13 protein-coding genes are annotated in these 18,932 nt (G+C 64.7%); 6 read left to right on the top strand and 7 right to left on the bottom strand.

Annotated features, from left to right (window positions below; genetic code table 11):
• Positions 1-45: 45 nt before the first annotated feature.
• The 6 genes from QZT63_RS11010 to QZT63_RS10985 form a co-directional block, all read right to left on the bottom strand.
• A complete protein-coding gene (locus tag QZT63_RS11010) occupies positions 46-1,257 on the bottom strand; it encodes a DUF3322 domain-containing protein (RefSeq protein ID WP_290651152.1) in 1,212 nt (403 codons plus the stop codon).
• A gap of 35 nt (positions 1,258-1,292) precedes the next feature.
• On the bottom strand, positions 1,293-4,679 hold the full coding sequence (locus QZT63_RS11005) for an ATP-binding protein (protein WP_290651150.1): 3,387 nt from the start codon (positions 4,677-4,679) through the stop codon (positions 1,293-1,295).
• 3 nt (positions 4,680-4,682) lie between these two features.
• Entirely contained in the window at positions 4,683-5,288 is a 606-nt protein-coding gene (locus QZT63_RS11000) for a DUF4194 domain-containing protein (RefSeq protein ID WP_290651148.1), read from the bottom strand.
• 7 nt (positions 5,289-5,295) lie between these two features.
• Entirely contained in the window at positions 5,296-6,732 is a 1,437-nt protein-coding gene (locus tag QZT63_RS10995; protein ID WP_290651147.1) for a DUF3375 domain-containing protein, read from the bottom strand.
• A 353-nt stretch (positions 6,733-7,085) separates the two neighbouring features.
• Positions 7,086-8,393, bottom strand: a complete 1,308-nt coding sequence (locus QZT63_RS10990) for an MFS transporter (protein ID WP_290651145.1) — start codon at positions 8,391-8,393, stop codon at positions 7,086-7,088.
• 26 nt (positions 8,394-8,419) lie between these two features.
• Positions 8,420-9,106, bottom strand: coding sequence for a VTT domain-containing protein (locus tag QZT63_RS10985; RefSeq protein WP_290651143.1), 687 nt, complete (start codon positions 9,104-9,106; stop codon positions 8,420-8,422).
• Positions 9,107-9,359: 253 nt separating this feature from the next.
• On the opposite strand from QZT63_RS10985, the gene QZT63_RS10980 reads away from it, so the two are divergent.
• The 4 genes from QZT63_RS10980 (at position 9,360) to QZT63_RS10965 (ending at position 15,467) form a co-directional block, all read left to right on the top strand.
• The gene (locus QZT63_RS10980; RefSeq protein WP_290651142.1) at positions 9,360-11,123 is read left to right on the top strand and encodes an AMP-binding protein; all 1,764 of its coding nucleotides are present in this window, start codon (positions 9,360-9,362) and stop codon (positions 11,121-11,123) included.
• A gap of 112 nt (positions 11,124-11,235) precedes the next feature.
• Positions 11,236-12,138, top strand: coding sequence for a bile acid:sodium symporter family protein (locus QZT63_RS10975; protein ID WP_290651140.1), 903 nt, complete (start codon positions 11,236-11,238; stop codon positions 12,136-12,138).
• Positions 12,139-12,233: 95 nt separating this feature from the next.
• Entirely contained in the window at positions 12,234-13,115 is an 882-nt protein-coding gene (locus tag QZT63_RS10970; RefSeq protein WP_290651138.1) for an alpha/beta hydrolase, read from the top strand.
• A gap of 15 nt (positions 13,116-13,130) precedes the next feature.
• On the top strand, positions 13,131-15,467 hold the full coding sequence (locus QZT63_RS10965; protein ID WP_290651136.1) for a S8 family peptidase: 2,337 nt from the start codon (positions 13,131-13,133) through the stop codon (positions 15,465-15,467).
• 48 nt (positions 15,468-15,515) lie between these two features.
• Here QZT63_RS10965 and QZT63_RS10960 read toward each other — a convergent pair whose 3' ends face one another.
• Positions 15,516-15,995, bottom strand: a complete 480-nt coding sequence (locus QZT63_RS10960; protein ID WP_290651134.1) for a copper chaperone PCu(A)C — start codon at positions 15,993-15,995, stop codon at positions 15,516-15,518.
• A 473-nt stretch (positions 15,996-16,468) separates the two neighbouring features.
• Between QZT63_RS10960 and QZT63_RS10955 the strand changes: the two genes are divergently transcribed.
• Entirely contained in the window at positions 16,469-17,788 is a 1,320-nt protein-coding gene (locus QZT63_RS10955; RefSeq protein ID WP_290651132.1) for a glycine cleavage T C-terminal barrel domain-containing protein, read from the top strand.
• Between the two features lie 214 nt (positions 17,789-18,002).
• Entirely contained in the window at positions 18,003-18,833 is an 831-nt protein-coding gene (locus tag QZT63_RS10950; protein ID WP_290651130.1) for an NAD(P)-dependent oxidoreductase, read from the top strand.
• The last annotated feature ends 99 nt before the right edge of the window (positions 18,834-18,932 follow it).

Below are 18,932 nucleotides of genomic sequence, written 5' to 3'. Positions count from 1 at the left end.
CTGCTCCCGGCTTGCGCCGCTGCTGCGCCCCGCGGAGCTCGCACCCTAATCTCCCGTGGAGACGTCATGCAGGACAGCGCGCACAGCGGCTCGCACCCAATTGTACCCAATGCGTTCCTGCTCCAGTCGCACGCGCTCGCCCGGCCGGTGGGACTGCAGCGCCTGAAATACGGCCTGCTCTGCTGGCGTTAACAACGAGAGATCCCCCAGGAACGATTCGCCCGCGGCCTCCGTTCCCCACAGCGGCTCGTGGGCCTCGAGTGTGGCGTGGTCCATGAGCAGCGAACGGGCATGGGGCAGGTGGTGGCGGACGCGGTTGAGAATCGCGAAGCCGTGGCTGTCAATGTCGCCCCAGTAATACACCCGCGTGTGCTGGAGCCACTCGACCGCCGCAAGGCGCTCGAGGCCGTAGCCCAAACCGAAGATAACAAGACTGTCCGGGCAGTCGGGAAAGGCTAAACCGTTGACCTCGTTTTCGGTGATGAACACGCGCTGCACCGGTGGCGACCAGGCGGCAAACTCCTCGGGTGGTACCGAGATGTCGCTCAGCCCGTGCAGGTACAGTCCCGGGTCCAGGAGGCGAGCGCGGATGAGCGGTGGCTTCGGACGCAGCCCATAGCGCCTGTCGAAGCCGTGGACGCCGCTGGCACTGGTGTCGATGGTGTGTTCGGGCAGGACGCCCTCGAGCAGTTCCGCGAAAAGTTTGCGCCGGTAGCCGATGAACTTGGTATCAACACCAGGGATGTCCAGTTGCCGAAGGTAGATCCCCGGGCGGGGATTGGCGACGAAGTACTCCAGCACAGCGAGCACCCGCGGCCAGTCATCGGCGTGTCCCAGCAGCGTCAGCGGGCGGCGGGCCAGCCAGTCTTGTAACGCCGGGTAGCGGGCGAGGGTCTCGTCAGCGAGCGCGCAAAAGCGCTGGGCGTCGCGCCGGCGCCCAATGAGCCGCAGGCCATCGTCCGCGGTGGGGATGGTGACGCCCGCGGGCAAATCGTTGGCCCCGTGGACGCGGTGATTGGTGCGGCGCCACTCGATCACGTAGCCGAAGCCGCGCTCGTCCCGGCTGCCGGCTTGCAGCTGTCGAACCCAGTCGCGAACCTCGCTGAAGCGCTCCGCAACGGCGCGCGAGTCGGGCCGGCGCAGCCGCAGCGGCCGGGGAAATAGCGTCTCGCCGGTTATATGCGCTGAGAGCCAGCTGCCCTTGTCCCATAGCCGCTGGAGCTGCTTGCGCAAATCCTCGGGGGTGGTCCAGTCCAATCAGGGGCTCCTCGGTCCTGGGTCTGTGGCGGGTGTCACCCCGGCGCCGCCGCCCATTGCTGCCGTGTCGCCTTCTCCGCGCGGTACTCCTCGATGGTCAGGTTGCGTAGCAGCGATTCGCTGCCTTCGGAGCTGTGCACAAAGCCGACACTGGCGACGAACGGCTCGATGATGTGGATCTTCTGCAATGGGGTGACGATGAGCAGTTGCAGCTTGAGCCGCTGAAAGAGCTCCAGGCCGTAGCGTGCGGAGTCGTCGGAGCCGCGGCCGAAGGCCTCGTCGATGACCACGAAGCGAAACGACCGTGAGCGCGTCTCGCCCCATTCCAGACCGAACTGGTAGGCTAAGCTTGCGGCGAGCACGGTGTAGGCGAGCTTTTCCTTCTGGCCGCCGGATTTGCCGCCGGAGTCCGCGTAGTGCTCGTACTCGGTGTTGTCTTCGCGCCAGCGCTCCGACGCCGAGAAGGCGAACCAGTTGCGCACGTCGGTGACTTTGCGCGTCCAGCGCTGGTCGGCGTCGGTGGTGCCCTCGCGCCCGCGGAAGCGCTCGATGATGGCCTTGACCTGCAGAAACTTGGCCTCGGAGTACTGCGCGTCCTCGGAGCCGGTGATTGCACCTTCCGTGCAGGCGCGCAGCTCCTGCTGAAAGTCGCGAATCTCCGGGTCCTGGGTGGACTCGGCGAGTAGCTTGATGTAGCGGCCGCGGTTGTACTCGATCTCGTGCAGCGAGCGGTTGATGGTGTCGATGCGCTCGCGGATGGCCTGGCGCTGGCGATGGAGCTCGCTCTGAAAGGCGGCGACCTCGCGGATGGTGTTCTCGTTGAGCAGTTCCTTGAACCGCTCTTCGAAGCGGGGCAGGTCGTCGCTGCGCAGCTGCTCGAGCATGGTGCGGTAGTCGCCAGCGGCGTCGATGCTGACATCGACTTCCTGGGTCTCCAGGGGCCAGGCGGTGTGAAACGCCTCCATGCGCTTGATGATGCGATCACGCACGGTCTTCAGGTGAGATTCCTGGTTGTCGATGCGGCGCTGGAGCCACTCACGCATCTCACGCTCGCGGTTGTCACACCCGTCCACGGTGAGGCTCTGTTCGCCCAGGGCCTCGGCCCGCATCGCGGCGAGCTGCGGGAAGTAGCGGGCCTGGGCCTCCTCCGGGGTGGCGCTCAGCAGCGTGTCACACTCCTCGCGCTGCGCCTCGGCCTGCGCGCGCTTGTCCTCGGCGCTCCTGTGCTCGCGGTTGGCCTTGGTGATGGCGTCGTCGGTCCGGGTTTGTTCGGCTTCCAGTTCGGCGAGCTGCTTCTCCAGCGTGCGCAGGGTGTCAGACTCTTCCTGGAGTGCGCGGTAGTCGGCCTCCAGGCGTTCGATGGCCTCTGCAAGGGGTTGCCAGTCGAGTTGCCGGAAGTCGCTGTACAGGCGCAGTTCCTGGATGCGGTCGCGGCGCTCCTGCAGGTCTTTTTCCTGCTGCTGCCATGCGCTGATCTGCTCGGCGATGGTGTGCATGCGCCGGGTGAGCCCTTCGGCCTCGTGTTCCAGTGCGGCGATCTTGGCCTCGTTGCTCCAGCCGAGCACGTAGCGGGAGCGGTCGTCGATGCGGTGCCGGTCGTCCTTTTCGTGGCGCTCGCCGCCGGCTTTGATCTGTCCGGCACGGGTGAGCGCATGGGTTTCGCGGCGGAATTGCTGCAAGTCCCCGCAGCAGGCGTAGTCGAAGCGCCGGGCGAGCTCATGCTCCAGCCAAGCGTAGAAAGGGGAGTTCGGCCGGATGGCGACCTTGCGCACCAACGAATTCGGGCGCAGTGAGGTGCCGGAGGCGTGAGCCGGCTCACGTACTCGGAAGTACACCAGCCGGCCACGCAGGTGGGTACGTTCCACCCAATCAGCCACGCGCGCGTACTGGCTGTCCGGCACCAGCAGGGACAGGCCGAAGTTGTGCAGGACGCGCTCGATCGCCCCCTCCCAGTCGCGCTCGTTATCACGCACCTGGATGAGTTCGCCGACAAAGGGGATGTCGTCGGCCGCGAGTCCCAGCGCCTCGCACAGGCGCTCGCGGATGGTGAGCATGGCCGCCGGGATATTGGATCGGCGCTCACGCAGGGAGGTCAGTTCGGTCTCGAGTTCCCTGTGCTGCTCCTTGAGCTGGTGGAGTTCGACGCTCGATTCGGTGATCTGGTTCTGCAGGGCCCCACGGCTGGATTCCGTCTGCTCACGCGCCGCATCCAGGGCACGTCGATTGGCCGTGAATGTGTCGCTGTCCCTGGCCTCCGGCAGCTCCAGGGCATGCGCGAGCTCGCGATAGGCCCTCGCATTGTGCTGGCGCTCATCGCGCTGGCCGCGTTTTTGTTCAAGCTCGGCCTTGATCCGCTCCATGCGGTCACCGCCATTGTCGGCAATGGCCTGCTTGAGCTCGTCGCGAAGGGCACGTTGTTCGCGGCGTTGCTGATCGAGGGTCTCGATTCGGTGGTTCAGCCGCGCGAGGGTTTGGCCAAGGTGTTCCAGGCGGCGATCCAGGAGCTCGCGCTTGAGGCTGGCGAACCACGGGCGCAGGGCCTCGCGGCAGCCACGCCGCTCATCAGCCTCCGCTGCCGTCTTGGCGTGTTCGTCGACATCCTCGATCAGAGGGGTGAGGGCGCTGATCTGCTCCTTGGCCTTGAGCACCGCCTCGTGAGCGCGGTTGAGGTCATCGAAGTGATCGATCAACGCGCGAATACGCTCAGCCACAGGGAACGCTTCGAGCATGTGGTGGCGCACGAAATCGGTGAGGTTGCCCACGGATTTCATGGACACCGTCTGGTTGAACAGCTCCAGCGCCTGGTCGCTGTCGATGCCGAAGCGCCTGCGGAATGCGCCGCCGTAGGGCGGGAATGTATCGTGGAGTTCGACGTTCGGCGTGCGCCGCAGCCGCTTGCGCAGATCGCCGAGGTCGCTGCCGAAGCCGGCGAAGTCCTCCGTAATCGCGAGCGGCTGGTCGGCAACAACATAGAAGCGCTCGGGTTGGCCCTGGGTCTCGCGGAAGTAGAAGACCTGCGCGAGGGTGACGTCGAGATCAAAGCCCTCGTTGTAGAACTGGGCGAGGATCACGGAGTAGCTGTTGTGATCGCGCAGCGCCACGGAGCGGCTGGCGGCATCGGTCTCGCCACGCTGTGACTTGTAGTACCCGAGCACGTAGGAGCGCAGGCTGCGCTCCTTTGCCTCGGCCCCGGCTGCCTTGTTGTACGTGATGCGCTGAGCGGGTACGAGCAGGGTGGTAATGGCATCCACCAGGGTCGATTTACCCGAACCGATATCGCCCGTGAGCAGGCTGTTGTCGCCGCCCGGGTTCAAGCTCCAGACGCGATCGTGGAACGTGCCCCAGTTATAGACCTCGACGCGCTGGAGCCGAAAGCCGGTGCGCTCGCTGCTGGCAGCAAAATCCAGGGGCTGGGCTTCCATTGGCTACTCCTGCTCCGGGTCGTGCACTGTATCAGTGATGTGATCGCGGTACTCCTCGAGCCGGGAGTCGAAGTCAGCCAGCCATTGGGCGTCGACGAAGGTTTTGAGGATCCGACGGACTTCGAACTGGTGGTTCTGGCCGCGCAGCCGACGCAAAAAACCGTACTCCACCACCTTGTTGATATCGGCGTCGACGCGATTGATGCGTTTGACCTCGTTAGCCGTCTCCGGCAGGAACACGCGGACGAGGTCCAGGATCTGCTCGCGGGAGAGGATCAGGCGTGGGTCGCCGCCCGTGGCGTCGTGCTCTGCGAGCTTCTTGCGCAGCAACGCGAGCAGCAGGCTCACCGGATAGCTGAGCTGGCGCCGCGGCACGAGCCTGGGCAACTCGGACTCGTCCTCGCGCGGCGTGCGGTGGCGCAGAAACGCATAACCCTCGGCCTCGTCGACAATGAGCTGCAGTCCCAGGACACCGACATGATCGCGAACCCGCGCCTGGTAATCCAGCAGCGCCTGCCAGTATTGCGGGTGCTGATCCTGATAGAGCACCCCCTTGAACAGCGTGATCAGCATGGGCGAGAAGCGTTGTTCCTGGTCTGTATCACTCATAGGGCGTTTACCGGGTAAAAATGACCAGGGGTAGCCGGGCGCGGCGCCTGACGCCCCGGCCGTCGGTCCAGGCAACGGTCTGCTCGCGGCTGTCGTTGACGGCGGCGGCGCCCGGACTTTCCGTGGCCAGGCTGATATAGGTCACGAGCTCGGCAAGACCCTGCTCCAGGGGGTGGGATGCAACAAGATCGCCCAGGGTGATCTGATCGCGCAGCTGCAAGGCGTGGCGGATGTGGCCGCGCAGCCGCTCGCGGTCCACGTGGGCCTGTTCGAACAGGGCGTCCGTGGCGATGGTCTCCTCACCTTCTACCAGGTCGTGTGACTGGATGTTGGACTTGACCGGCGGGCTGAAAAGCCGCCGCTCCATGGCGAGGTCCACCCGTGGTGCCGGCTCGTCGATCGCCATGGTCACCTTCGGGGTCGTCTCGCGCAGGGCGAGGGCGTGCTGCTCCACTTCGCGGATGAGCGTCATGATGCGGCGGTCTTCCAGCCAGGCCTTGTCGTCGAGATAGCGCCGCAGCTGCTCGGATAAACGCGCGACGGTGCGCTGGGTCGCCTCGCCGGCGGTCAGCCAGTCGTAGTGGATGCGTTGCAGCCGCTGGTCGGGTTCCAGCTCGGTCACCGGCTCGAGGCCGAAGATCCGCTCGAGCAGCTCGCTCAGCTCCTCCTGTTGCGCCGGTGACATGAGGAAATCCCAGAAGGCGCGGAAGCTGCGTCCCTGGTCGGACGCAGTGATGGCATCGCGCTCGCCGAGGACATCCTCGAGCACCTCGCCCTTGCTCCCTTCCCATGTGGTAATGCGCTCGCGCACCTGGCGGTCCAAGTCCCGGAAGTTTTGCTCGACCTGCCGGAAGTCACCGAGGAGCCCGCGCGCGGTTGCTTCCATCTGCAAAAATCGCTCGCGCAGCTGGGTGTCATCCATGAAAGGCATGCGCCCCGCCCGAATTTCGTCGATCTCGGCATCGATGTCGTTGCGACGGCGCTCCAGATCCTGAATGCGTGCCTCCGGGTCCGTCTCCGAGCCCTGGATAATCTGGTGCAGGAGATCGAACACGAGCTTCAGGCGGGATTCCGCGCCGATAAACGCCTGCTGCTCCAGCCCGGCGAGCCACTGGATGGCCCGTTCCGTGGCTGGCGTGAGATCGTAGTGGGGCTCGTCGCTGTTCGCCGGAAAGTACTTGCGCAACCACCCGCGGTCATCGCCGGCCCAATCGGTGAGGTAGTCCAGGGCGGGTTTGGGAAAGGTGTCATCGCCCATGCGCTCACGCAGCTGAAACAGGGTGTCCTCAAGGCGCATGGCGACGTCCTGCTCGGGCAGGCTGCGCACGTTCGGGACGATATAGCACTGGTGGAGAAAACTGATGACCAGCGGCGCATGATCGGCCAGCAACAGCCGCCAAGTGGGGTGCTTGCGCCGCAGGCTCTCTAAGTAGGCGTAATCCATCGAACGCTGCGTGGTTCCTCGGCCAAAATGATCGGCGTGCCGTAAAGACCGACCTTCGGTGGGCAGCTGACTGTGCCATGAGGGGGCATTGGAGTCCAGCGGCAACAAGCTCCCGCGGGCGCTGATTGCAGGGTGCACGCGCCGCAGGCGTAATGGGCCGCGTGGGCCTGCGCGGTGGCCGGTGTTGCCAAGCGGGTTGCCAGCGGGCGTTGGTTTGACGGCGGATTACGCTGCGCTAATCCGCCCGCGTTCCGGAGTCCAGGACGGGTTTGTGGCGTAGGGCGCATTAGCCGCAGGCGTAATGCGCCGTTTGAACCGAGTGCGCCGCAGGCGCACTGCGGCTAAGCGGTTGTTCACTGGTCGATGCGCTCTTGCTGGCGACCATGGGTCTCGCGCGTGAAGCATAGCAGAATGATCGAGCAGGCAGTCCACACCATCATGGCGCTGAACGCGAGCTGGTAAGTGGCGAGGTCGTAGACAGGGCTGCCGTCGAGGCGGGTGCCGTCCCAGAGGCGTTCCAGGAGCCAGCCGACGCCTGGTTGCAGCGCCATGGGGCCAACCATGACGCCCATGTTAATGAGCCCACTGCCCGTGCCGGCCAAATGCGGCGGTAACGATTCCTTGCCGAAAGCGAAGGAGACGATCATGGCGCCGGAGGCAAACCCGGTGAGGATGAGCAGAGCCATGAGTACCGCATGCGGGAGCGCCGGCACAAGGATCACCAGCAGCCAGCCGATGAACACCACAGTGACCCCGACCAGGTACACGCCCTTGCGCCGTTGCAGCCGGTCGGACCAGGCGCCGAAGACCGGTCCGCCAACGGCCCAGGCGAGAAGCAGGGCCGAGGTGTAGATGGCCGCCTGGTTCGTGGACATGCCGTAATGGGTGGAGAGAAAAGGCACGCCCCAGAGACCCGCGAACGCCAATAGCGGGCCGACCACGCCGCCGGGGATGAGGATGAGCAGCCAGGCGTTGCGGAAGGCGAATACATGGCGGATGCCCGCGAGCATGCTTTCGCCTCGGGGCGGCGCGGCGTCGGGGTGTGCGTAACTGCGATAGCCGTACTCCTGCGGGTCGTCCCGGACGAACCAGGCGATGAGCCCTGTGACCACCAGGGTGAATCCACCAATGGCGGCCATGACCGCCTGCCAGCCAAAGGCATCGACGCCCAGGCGCAGGGGCACCCCGGCGGCGACGGCGCCGAGCATCCCCACGCACAACGCCAGCCCGGTGGCCAGAGCGAATCGCCGTGCGTCCATCCAGTGCGCTGCGAGCTTTAACATGCACACGAACGCGACGGCAACCGAAGCCCCGATCAAGGCCCGCCCCGCTGCGGCCACGGCCGCATTGGGCGCGAAGGCGAACAGCAACGCCCCGACCGAGGCGATCAGGGCGCCCCAGGTCAGCAATGGCCTGGGGCCCAGGCGGTCGGCGAGCACGCCGGTCGGTACCTGCATCGCCACGTAGGTGTAGAAATAAAAGGCCGACAGGTTACCGAGTGCCGCGGCGCCGATGTCGAAATCCCGCATGAGCTCGCTGGTGATCACGCCCGGTGCGACGCGATGGAAAAACCCCGCCAGATACAGCGCCGCGGCAAGCCCCCAGACGCACCAGGCCAGGCGCAGCGGCGGGTAGGACAATCCTGGAGATGTACCGGCCATACGGCCCCCTGTGTAAGGCGCTGAAGTCAGGACGACTCGCCTGGCGTGCCCGGTCCGCGCCCGGGGAGGAGCCGTCGCACGGCGGCACCCACGATCAGCAGCAAAGCGAGCACAACCAGTGGCAGTAACTCACGCGCGCTCACGGCCTCACCCGCCTCGAGCGCATCAAGGCCACTTCTGACGGCCGCCGTGTAGACGGTCCACTTGACCGTCAGGCCTATGACCGCCGCAATGGTGAAGCCCGGCAATGGGAGCCGCAGGACGCCGGCTGCGTAATTGACGACGGAATGGGGAAACCCGGGGAGAACGCGCAGGGCGCACTGGGTTGCGATATCCCCCCGGGCTGCGAGCAGTTTCTTGATCTTTTCACCGCCAGACTCGGGCGACGTGTCGCCGCCGAGCCAGTTGGCGAGCGCGTAAGCGCCAAGCGCCCCGGCCACACTGCCGCTTAGCAGCACGATCGTGGCAACCAGCGGCGGGTGGAAAGGTGCGATCAGCCACAGTCCAAGGCTGCCCGGCAGCGCAAAGGTGAATAGCACCGCCATCGCAACCGCGACCAGGGCCAGGGCCAGCGGCGAGTCGGTGAGGCGCTCCCCGACGGCCAGCAGGACGGGCAGCTCCACCGGTTGCCATACGGCCAGCGCGAGACCCGCTAGTAGCAGGGCAACCAGCGCTGCCGATCTCTTGGTGAACCATCGCGTGCTCGCCGCCACCCCCGGTTTCCTCCCATGGGCTGTGCGCCTTTGGCGCGCTTTCGTGGATGGTGCATTACGGCTTCGCCTAATGCACCCTACGCCCTTCCATTCGCCCCGGTGGCAGGCGCCCAACGCCCTCCTTGAATCCGCCCTCGCCCAGGGTGCGATACGATATATCCGAGGGGGTTGCGGCGGCTGTGAAAACGCAGCAGTGTAGAACGGGTCACAATAACAACCCACCGCGTTTCGCTTATCCGTGGGGAGGACATCGATGTCGTACGACTCTGCATACGACAGCTGCCCCTGGTCCAGGCACTACACGACGGATTACGCCGCCTCGCGCGTTCACGGGTATGCCAATCTGGCCCGCTTGGTGGTGGACAACGCCCGCGAGAACCGGGACCAGCTCGCGTTTACCACGGTCATGCCCAACGGCATGTCGGGGTCACTGCGCTACGGCGAGGTGGACGGCATGTCCGATACCTTTGCCGTCTATCTCCGCGAGGTGCTGAAGGTTGCGCCCGGGACGCGTGTTGCGGTGCAGATGCCGAACTGTTTGGCGTTTCCCGTGGCAGCACTGGGGGTGTTCAAGGCTGGTTGCACGTTGGTGAACGTGAACCCGCTGTATACCGCATCGGAGATGGAACATCAGTTCAATGACGCCGGCGTAGAGGTCGTGGTGATCATTGATATGTTTACCGACAAGCTGGCCAGAATTATCGACCGCACGCCTGTGAAGCATGTGGTGGTCACCAGCGTGGCGCAGTGGTTTCCGGCCATTGTGCAGCGGATTCTCAAGGGCGTGCTCAAGTACTGGAACAAGGCGGTCCCGGAGCTCACCATTGAGGCGACCGACATCGACGACGCGTTGGAATGGGGGCGCCAGGCCCAGGCCACCGGCAATGTGGACTGCGCCAGCTACTGGCGCGATCTCGCCCGCGGGGACACGGCGGTGCTCCAGTACACGGGCGGCACGACCGGGGTCAGTAAAGGCAGTGTACTCACGCACGGCAACCTTCTCACGAATATCGCCCAGATCGATTCGGTGGCCAGTGACTACATAGAGGATGGCAAGGAGTGCGTACTCACGGCCCTGCCGCTCTATCACATTTTCGCGTTCACGGTGAATATGCTGGCGTTCCATAGCCGTGGTGCGCGCAATGTGTTGGTGCCGAGCCCGCGACCGATCCAGAACTGCCAGCGGGCCATCGAGAACTACCCGGTCACCTGGATTTCTGGCGTCAACACATTATTTAACGCGCTCTTGAACGAGGAGTGGTTCAATATCTTCCCGCCCAAGACCATGAAGGTTGCAATCGCCGGCGGCACCGCGCTGCACGGGGCGGTGGCAGATCGTTGGGAGCGCGTGGTGGGTTGCCCGATCGCCGAGGGGTATGGACTGACCGAGTGCTCGCCGGTGGTCAGCTTTAACCCGATCGGCAAGGGCTCCACCCGGAACAGCATTGGTATTCCCGTGCCGGGCACGCGCGTGCGTATCGTCGATGATGCGGGCAGGACCGTCGCCCCGGGGTTGCCCGGGGAGATCATCGTCCAGGGTGATCAAGTGATGCAGGGCTACTGGAGACGCGACGACGAGACGGCCAAGACCCTCAAGGACGGCTGGCTCTACACCGGTGACGTGGCCTATATGGACGAGGACGGCTTCTTTCACATTGTCGATCGCAAGAAGGACATGGTCCTGGTCAGCGGTTTCAATGTTTATCCGAACGAGGTGGAAGACTGCATTGCGCAACTGGACAAGGTCCATGAGGCGGCGGTGATCGGGGTACCGGACGCCGACACCGGCGAGGCGGTCAAGGCGTTCGTGGTCAAGCGCGACCCGAGCCTTACGGCAGAAGAGGTGCGCACGCACTGCAAGCAGCTGCTCGCCGCCTACAAGGTGCCGAAGCAGGTGGAGTTCCGCGATGAGCTGCCGAAAACGCCAGTGGGCAAGGTGTTGCGGAAGGAGCTGCGCGCCGAGGCCGGGGGCACGGCTTCAGCGACACCGCACGGCAAGGACACGCGGGCGGCCTGATCGCTGAACCGGCCGCGGCGCTGGCGAGGCGAACCGGCAGTGAGAATCAGGGACCCCGCCGCGACAGACGCCGCGGTAGACCATCGTCACGAAGTGTAAGGGAGTACAACGCATGCTGAGCCCTGTTGAAGAGGCCCTCCTGGCGGTCATGATGGTTGTAATCATGCTCGGCATGGGCGCGTCGCTGACATTCAAGGATTTTCGCATCGCGATGCGCCACCCCCAGGCAGTCATGGTGGGTTTCGCGTCCCAGTACATGTTGATGCCGTTTATTGCCTTCTCCCTGGCGCGGATACTGAACCTCTCGCCGGAACAAACCGTAGGGCTGGTGCTGATGGGCTGCATGCCCGGTGGCACCACCTCGAATATCTTTGCGTATTTTTCCAAGAGCCTGCTCAGTCTGAGCATTCTCATGACCGTGTGTTCCACGCTTGCCGCCGTGGTCATGGTCCCGCTGCTCATGGAGTTCTATACCGGGGGGGTTGACGAGGCGTTTCGCATTCCGCCTGGAGAAATCATGGGGCTGCTGTTTGTGTTGCTGATCCCGACCCTGCTGGGTATGTGGTCGCGTAAGAAGAATGCGAATTTCGGCGCCGTGACTGAGCTCATTGGCGGGCTGATTGGCGTGATCGTGATCATTTTCCTGATGGCGACATGGGCACCGCGCAACTACCAGTTGCTCCTGGATACCGGCGCGGAGATCTATGCGGCGGTCATTCTCCTTGGGCTGATTGGGTTCACATTCGGCTACATTGTCGCCCGTGTGCTGCGGCTCGATCCCCAAAAGGCGCGAACCGTATCCCTGGAGACGGGGATCCAGAATGGCCCCCTGGGTGCGCTGATCGTGATTCTCGTGTTTTCCGGCGAAACCCAGCAGCTGATCCTGATCATGCCCGTGCTTTATTCGTTCTTCATCGTCATCACATCCTCGTTGGTGACCCTTTTCTACCGGCGGTTGACGACAAAGGAGGAACTGGGGCGGGACCAGGCCAAGATCGAGCCGGCCAAGGCCTGACAGGGAAGTGTCCTGGCGCATTCGTGTGCGCGATCATCACGCGCACTCTTGAATCGTGACGCTCGACCAGTCGGATTAACTCGGAGTGGAGCTTCATGTTGATGCAGGCGTTCGCGACGCACACCATCGATACCGGCGACACACGGATTCTCGCCCGGTGCTCGGGTGACGGGCCACCGCTGCTACTCCTCCACGGTTACCCGCAAACCCATGCCATGTGGCACCCCATCGCCGAACGCCTTGCCCAACGGTATACGGTGATCTGCACCGACTTGCGTGGCTACGGCGACAGCGGCAAACCGGCGAGCGATGAGCGCCATGCGCCGTATTGCAAGCGCGCCATGGCGGCGGATCAGGTGGCGGTCATGCAGCATTTTGGCTTCGAGCGGTTCCAGGTGGTCGGGCATGACCGTGGCGCACGGGTGATTCACCGAATGGCGCTGGATTTCCCTGGTCGCATCGAGCGGGCCGCCGTGCTGGATATCATCCCCACTCGAGATGTTTTCCGTACCGCCGGCCCGGCCCTGGCGACCGCCTATTACCATTGGTTTTTCCTCATCCAGTCCAACGGGCTTCCGGAGCACATGATCGGCCTGGACCCGGAGTTCTACCTGCGCGACAAGCTCGTGCGCTGGAGCCGTGTGCCGAATGCTTTCGACGAGCAGGCTGTGCAGGAGTACCTGCGTTGCTTTCGCGATCCGCAGACGATCCATGCAACCTGTGAGGACTACCGGGCCGCGGCCACGATTGACCTGGAGCACGACGAGGCCGACCTCGATCAGCGCGTTCAGTGCCCGTTGCTGGTACTCTGGGGCGGGCAGGGTGTTGTCGGGCAGATGTACGATGTCCTCGCGCTCTGGCGGCAACGCGCTGTCAACGTGAGCGGCCACGCGCTGGCGTGTGGCCATTTCCTGGTGGAGGAGGCGCCTGAGCCGACGCTGCAGGCCCTTTTCAGTTTTCTTGCCGATACAGGATAAGGATAGCCTCAGCAATTGAACACTCCAACACGGACAATCACGCTGGCGACCGCGCTGGGTCTTGTTGCCGGCAGCTGGCCCTTAACCACGGTATCGTTCGAGGGCGTGGGCCGTATTGACGAGGGCGCGCAGCCGGCGAACACCGGCGAAGCCAACATCCGCGCCACCCTGGTGCTGATGGGGATCGCCGGGGTTGCTGGCGCCACCGCGGCAACCCTGATGCGTCGCGACACCCCTGCCGAGGAGGAGGGTATGTCGGCATCGGGGCAGGATTTCACCCGGACGCGCCCGCGTCCCGCGCCCTTTCGCTCTGAACCCCGCCATGACCCGGACGAATTCCGGACGCCGGCGTACAACGCGCATCCGCACCTTGAGCAGATTCGCGTGGCCGAGGCCTATCAGTGGGGGCATTTTGGCGAAGAGGTCACCATTGGCATCGTGGATGCGCTACCAGACGCGGAGCACACGGCGTTTACGCATCGCTTCGACCCTGCATCAGCGCTCGACGGGGCGGTTGATGCCCGGATGCAGTCGGACCATGGCACCTGGGTATCAGGCGTCGCCGCTGCCAATCCGGATGATCACCAGATCATCGGCCAAGAGGGCGCCCATGGCGTCGCGCCCGGAGCCAAGATCCGCGCCTATGGCGTGGAGGCCCAAGGGCACGCCATTAACGTTCAGGCGGCCAAGCGCGGCCTGCAGGCAATGGCCAACGCGGATGTGCCCATCGTCAATCTCTCGTTTGGTCTCGATGTCGGGGAGGCAGTCGGTCCTGGTGTCCACAGCCAGGACGAGATCGATCGGCAGGCCGCGTTCTTCGACCCGGTTCGGGGCGCGGATATCGTACTCGTCTATGCCGCCGGCAATGACCGCCTGGAGGGGTTGCGGCTGGATGCGGGTATGCCGTTCTACGAGCAGGATCTCGAATCGCAGTTCCTGGTGGTGACGGCCATCGATAATGATGGCAGGCACGTTGATTTCGCCAACAAGTGTGATGGGCACGACTGGTGCTTGGCGGCGCCGGGGATCAGGATCCGGACTGCGGGCGCCGACGATGGCGTGGCGACGCGAACGGGCACGTCGTTTTCCGCTGCTATTGTCTCAGGCGCGCTTGCCGTCACCATGAGCCGTTTCCCGGGTATCTCGGCGCAGGAGGCGCGGGAGCGGGTCCTGGTCTCCGCTGACGATAGCGCTCCCTATGATGATGAGTCGATTTTCGGCCGGGGCAAGCTGGATCTCGCCGCGGCCCTGGAGCCCATCGGCGATCTTCGCCTGCAAAGCGGAGACGCCCTCTATGATGACGAGGTTGCCCTGCACAGCAGTGGCATGCGCACCAGCGCGCCGTGGACGGCGACCCTGGCCAAGCCCCTGGCGGACGTGTCCGCCCTGGCGTTTGACCGCTACGGCGGTGGCTTTGCAGTCGACCTCTCCCAGGGCATTGAGCAGCCGCGTCACGGCCATGATCTCGACGGTTGGATGCAACGGCATTTGCAGGCACCGGCGGCCACCGCACCGCAAAGCGGTTTTCAGATTAACGCGCGTGCGCTCGGCCTTCGAGCGGCGACAGCCCAGGCCGCCGCGCCGCCGTTGGGCGTCAGCACACTCGAGCCCATCGCCGGCAGCGGGCTCTTCTACGGTCTGGTGGGCGATCGCGACATGGCGGATATCGTCATCGGCTACATCAATCACGATCCCGAGCAATTTGCCATGGACACGCAGAGGCCACCGAGTACCGCAATCTGGACGGGCGGGCCGGTCAGCGGCCCGGTCCTCGGGGCCTCTGCCGCCTTGCCCGGGTCCGGGCTGGACGGCGTGCGTGTCGGCCTGCAGCTGGCGCAGCTGGACGAGCGCGACGCGGCGCTCGGGCTGAGCGGTTCCGGCGGCTTTGGCCTCGATGGTGCGCGGCATCAGCTCGTGGGTGGCGAGCTGGTGATCCCTGGCCAGATGGCGCAATTGCAGCTGAACTACGAGCGGGTGACGATGGATGTCCGTTCCGCCGGGATGATGCAATTCGATAACGTGGCCGCCCATGGTTGGGGTGTGGCCGTGAGTCTGGATGGCCTGCGCCCGGAGGACACCTTCGGCGTCGGCTTCCAGCGTCCGGTGCATGTGCGCAGTGGGCGCGTCGCCGTCGATGCGGTCACCGGGCGGGAGACCGATGGCACACTGCAGCGCGAACGCCAGAGCCACTCTCTGGACGTCCAGCGCCCGGCGCGCTGGCACGCGACCTACACCCGCCCATTCAGCACCGCTGCCCTCGCCGGCCGGTTGGCGCTCGGCTATCAGCACGATCGGCTCGCCGGCGGCGAGCGCGCGGACTTGATCAGCGCCGGGGTGGCGTTGGACTGGTGAGTCAGGACACTCATCAATGAGGCCACTAATGAGGCCGCTAGCAGCCCGCTAGTGGTGGTCGTGGTGCCCGCCGTCATCGTCGCCGCCGTTGGGGGCGTCCCGGGAGACAGGGGCGCTCACATCAAGCGTGCGGCCGTCGTCGAAAATCAGGCGGATGTCCACCTGATCACCTGCCTGCAGCGCGTCCACCCGCCGGCCGATGAGCATCAGGTGGTAACCACCGGGCTCCAGGGCCACCTCACCCCCCGCAGGAATCTCCAGCGACTCGTGGTGGCGCATGCGCATGAGGCCGTCTTGCTCCACGCTTTCGTGGAACTCCGCCCGCTCGAACTGCTCGCTCTCGGCGTCCACCAAGGTGCGGTCGGTGTCCGTCGGGTTCTCGATGCGCATGTAGCCGGCGGAGTCATCCGCGACCGGAGGCACCTCCCGGACCCAGGGGGTGTGGATATTCAACGCGTCGTTCGCGCTAACGGCCAGGGGGAGGGCGCTGCACAGCAGTGCCAGGCGGGATAGGGCTGTTGTCTTCATGGGTCGAGTCGGGTCCTTACGCAATGATCGGTATTTCGACGGCCTGTCCCCTTGCTTGCGGCGGGCCATCCACGGCGCACGCGAAGTCACCCAGGGTACCTCAAGACAACCGCTGTCGCCCGTCCGGGGATCGCGCTGGTTTGCATTCTGCTGGGCAACGGCTCCGTTGCGCCAGGACTGCATGGGCCCGTTCCATTGGATCGGGGCTGGGGTGTCAACGGGCATATGCCGCGGCCTGACGTTCTCTGACAACCCCGCGGCGTTGCCAGGACAGTCGTAACTTACTGTATGGCGTGAATTTCCCGTGGTTGTCGTGCGTACAAAAGGGTGCGTCGTACTTAGGTGCCCAGGGTCTCGCTGCGACGCATAGTATTGCCTGTACTGACGGCGCACACAGGCCCGTCAGCGGCAGTGTTCCGCAATTCGGCGGCTGCCTCGTGGTGTTAGACGATTCACGTTGAGGGGATCCAGAAATGGTCGACAGCAGCAAGATCAATTACCAGGACACGGTCGACCAGAGCGACCGTAAAGTGCCAATCAACCTCCGCCAGACCGGTGACTCGGGGATACAGCTCCTGATCTCCAATAGGGTGCGGAAATCCGCTTACTGGCACCTGTCCTGTGAGGCGGGCTGCTGGCGGGCAACGGTCTACAATCGCATGTACCATCCGCGCGGCTACGTCCGCCCGGAGGACGGTGGCGCCATGGTCGAGTACGGCGCCCTGGTCAACGATGTCACCCTCTGGAACGTGGCCGTGGAGCGCCCCATCCGCGTGAAGGGCCCGGACGCCGAGGCGTTCTGCAACTTCGTGTGCACCCGGGACATCACCCGCGTGCCGCCCATGAAGGGTCGCTACGTGATCCTCTGCAACGAGCAGGGTAACGTGCTGAACGATCCGGTGATGCTGCGGCTGTCCGACGACGAGTTCTGGTTCACCATCAGCGACTCTGATCTGATGCTGTGGCTCCAGGGCGTCAACGTCATGGCCAAGTACAATGTCACCATCGACGAGATCGACGTCTCCCCGCTGCAGATCCAGGGGCCCAAGTCCGAAGCGCTGCTGGCGGACCTGGTGGGCGAGGGAATCCGCGAAGTGCCCTACTACGGGCTGATGCAGGCGAAGGTCGGCGGCGTCGACTGCCTGATCTCCCAGACCGGGTTTACCGGCGAGAAGGGCTACGAGGTCTACGCGTACGACTCCACCGTTTTCGCCGAGCAGGTCTGGAACACGATTCTGGAGGCGGGCAAGAAGCACAACCTGATGGTGATTGCCCCCGCGCACCATCGGCGAATCGCCGCCGGGATTCTGTCCTTCGGCCAGGACATGGATACGGAGACAAACCCGTTCCAGTGCTATCTCGGCCACATGGTGCCCAAGACCAAGGAGGCGGACTACATTGGCAAAGAGGCCCTGGAGCGGATTCGCGAGCAGGTTAACGCCGGCAAGCCGCCATTCAAGCACACCCTGGTGGGCCTGAAGGTGGGTGGCAAGCCCATCGAGGACCATGCGCCGGATTTCTGGCTGGTCAGCGACCTCTTCACCGACGACCCGATCGGCTGGATCACGTCGCCCTGGTACTCGCCGGAGCTGGAGACGAATATTGCCATGGCCTACGTGCCGGTGGACAAGGCCGCGCTCGGCACACCGCTGCGGGCCTGGCTGCCGGATCAGTACCTGAACTATCCCGGGCATCCGGAGCATGCCGAGGTGGTGCAGATGCCCTTCCGGCCGTCGGTGAATATGAGCTCGAGGGAGCGGGCCAAGTCGGAAGGGCGTGACTACGCCTACTGAAACCGACTGCAAATAGCGGGGCCGGGCGGGAGACGTCCGGCCCCGTGTGTTGACTCGTTTGGCTGTTTCCCCGGTGCGTCTCCTCCTGGCATCGGGGGTGTTTTCTCTGCCTCCCCCCACCCAATGTGATTGACAACCCGCCCGTGGACCGGTGTGCTGCCAGGGTGAGCCCGCGTTCGTGCGGCCTGTTTGTCGAGTCCGGGAGGGAAGAGTCATGGCAACGCTCAGGGGTAAGACCGTGTTCATTACCGGGGCCAGTCGCGGGGTTGGGCTGGCTATCGGCAAGCGCGCCGCGCAGGATGGTGCCAACGTGGTGATCGCGGCCAAGACCGATCAGCCGCACCCGAAGCTGCCCGGTACCATCTACACGGCCGCCGAGGAGATCGAAGAGGCCGGCGGGCAGGCGCTTCCCGTGGTTACCGATGTGCGTGCCGAGGATCAGGTGATCGCCGCCGTGGAGCAGGCGGTGGCCCGGTTCGGCGGCATCGACATCCTCGTGAACAATGCCAGTGCCATCAACCTGGCGGGGACCGAGGATCTGGACATGAAGCGCTACGACCTCATGCACCAGATCAACCTGCGCGGCACTTTCCTGTGCTCGCGCACCTGCATCCCGCACCTGCGCCAGGCCGACAACCCGCATGTGCTCAATCTCTCGCCACCGCTGAATATGGATCCAAAGTGGTTTGCGCCGCACGTGGCCTACACCATCGCCAAGTACGGCATGAGCATGTGCGCCATGGGCATGGCCGAGGAGTTCCGGGGCGAGGGTATTGCCTTCAACGCCCTTTGGCCGCGGACGCTGCTGGACACGGCCGCGGTGCGCAACCTGCTTGGCGGGGAGGCGGCGGCGAGCCGGGGGCGGCGCCCCGAGATCATGGCCGATGCGGCGTACCTGATCTTCACCCGCAGCAGCCGCGAGTGCACCGGCAACTTTTTCATCGATGACGCACTGCTCAGCGAAGCCGGCGTGACGGATTTCAGCGTCTACCGGGTGGATCCCCAGTGCAGCGATGCCGACCTGCAACAGGATCTTTTCCTGTAACGCGCCTTCGGTGGCTGCCGTTGATGGTAGAGACGGCGGATGACGCTACGCCATAATTGACCACGGCTACGGAGCGCAGCCACGCCACAGCACCACGGC

The organism is Aquisalimonas sp., assembly GCF_007120195.1.
Classification (GTDB): Bacteria; Pseudomonadota; Gammaproteobacteria; order Nitrococcales; family Aquisalimonadaceae; genus Aquisalimonas.
Note: the sequence above shows the minus strand (reverse complement) of the source record. Positions and strands in the feature narration are given on the sequence as shown.

Excerpts from the sequence above, each read along its gene's own strand:
- QZT63_RS10955 (WP_290651132.1), top strand. The coding sequence starts at position 16,469 with ATGGTCGACAGCAGCAAGATCAATTACCAGGACACGGTCGACCAGAGC.
- QZT63_RS10970 (WP_290651138.1), top strand. The coding sequence starts at position 12,234 with ATGTTGATGCAGGCGTTCGCGACGCACACCATCGATACCGGCGACACA.
- QZT63_RS11000 (WP_290651148.1), bottom strand. The coding sequence starts at position 5,288 with ATGAGTGATACAGACCAGGAACAACGCTTCTCGCCCATGCTGATCACG.
- QZT63_RS10975 (WP_290651140.1), top strand. The coding sequence starts at position 11,236 with ATGCTGAGCCCTGTTGAAGAGGCCCTCCTGGCGGTCATGATGGTTGTA.
- QZT63_RS11005 (WP_290651150.1), bottom strand. The coding sequence starts at position 4,679 with ATGGAAGCCCAGCCCCTGGATTTTGCTGCCAGCAGCGAGCGCACCGGC.
- QZT63_RS10990 (WP_290651145.1), bottom strand. The coding sequence starts at position 8,393 with ATGGCCGGTACATCTCCAGGATTGTCCTACCCGCCGCTGCGCCTGGCC.
- QZT63_RS10995 (WP_290651147.1), bottom strand. The coding sequence starts at position 6,732 with ATGGATTACGCCTACTTAGAGAGCCTGCGGCGCAAGCACCCCACTTGG.
- QZT63_RS10960 (WP_290651134.1), bottom strand. The coding sequence starts at position 15,995 with ATGAAGACAACAGCCCTATCCCGCCTGGCACTGCTGTGCAGCGCCCTC.
- QZT63_RS10950 (WP_290651130.1), top strand. The coding sequence starts at position 18,003 with ATGGCAACGCTCAGGGGTAAGACCGTGTTCATTACCGGGGCCAGTCGC.
- QZT63_RS10980 (WP_290651142.1), top strand. The coding sequence starts at position 9,360 with ATGTCGTACGACTCTGCATACGACAGCTGCCCCTGGTCCAGGCACTAC.